Below are 1,092 nucleotides of genomic sequence, written 5' to 3'. Positions count from 1 at the left end.
GTGCCCGCCCCGTTCGTCGCCGCAGCCGGCCCGGGCGGTCGTCCGGGCGATCACCGGTTCGCGGTCCGCGTCGGGCAGGAGGCCGTGGCCGAGCAGGCCCGAGCCGAGGGCGAACATCCGGGAGGCGAGCCCGGGGTGACGGCGCAGCACGCGGAACAGCGCGAGCGGTCCGTGCGGTGTGCCGGCGGCATCCGGCCGCGCGGGGACCGGTCGACGCCGCCCTGGGCCCGCTCACGGCCTGGAGCCACCGCTGGGCCGCCGAAGCGGGCGCCCAGCACCCGCCCGCCGTTCGCGGTCCGGCGCTCCGCGCGCCCACCGTGCCGCTCCGGTGCCGGGCTCCGGACCGGGAGCGGAGCGGTCCGGTTCACCGTTGCCGGGGCTTCCGCTCCCGTCGTCGGCCCGTCACTCGAAGCGGCGAACTCGGCACGGCGGCGCCACGGGCGCGCCGACCGGCGGTCGACCGGCCGGAGGCCAGTCGGCGGGCCGACCCCGGCCGCCCGGGCACCGGACGGCCGCCCCGGTCGGCCGGCCACGGTTTCACCCGATGGGATGACGACGGAGCGGCCCCGGGCGGCCGCGACCGGTATACGTGACGTGATCCATCGTTCGGAGACCACCTGCGAGGGGCCCGCCCATGACCGATCCGGCCGACGCGTCGTCAAGGACGGCCACCGAGACGCTGCTGCCGGCCGCCTACGCTCCGCGGGTCGCCCTGATCCGGGGCGCCATGGAGGCCGGGGACACGGTCCTCGCGGCCCACCTGGCCGAGGAGCTCCACCGGCACGTCGCCCTGGAGCGCGGCGCCCTGCACCCCGAGGCGCTGCGCGCGCAGGAGGTGCGGGCGTACGTCGCGGCGGTCGGCGGGGACTCCCTACGGGCGGCCGACCTGTTCGCGGCGACCGCCACCGCCTGGTCCGACCTCGGCGCATCGGAGCAGTGGGCGGCGTCGCGCAACGCCGAGGTCTGCCGGCGCCGGGCGGAGTCGGCGGCGGCCGCGCCCTCGGCGGTCCGCGTCACGTGGCGCCCGGCCGTCTGCCCGTCCCCGGTGCGGGCGTTCGGGCGCGGCACCGTCGTCGCGGTCGTCCTGGCGAC

At 79.4% G+C, this 1,092-nt stretch carries 1 pseudogene; it reads left to right on the top strand.

Features of this window, described 5'->3' with window-relative positions:
• Positions 1–634: 634 nt before the first annotated feature.
• Positions 635–1,092: pseudogene (locus AB0E96_RS41310) on the top strand (hypothetical protein); the annotation flags it as partial.

It is taken from the genome of Kitasatospora sp. NPDC036755, assembly GCF_040636595.1.
Classification (GTDB): Bacteria; Actinomycetota; Actinomycetes; order Streptomycetales; family Streptomycetaceae; genus Kitasatospora.
The sequence above is the reverse complement of the archived record's forward strand: the minus strand, read 5'-3'. Positions and strand labels throughout refer to the sequence as shown.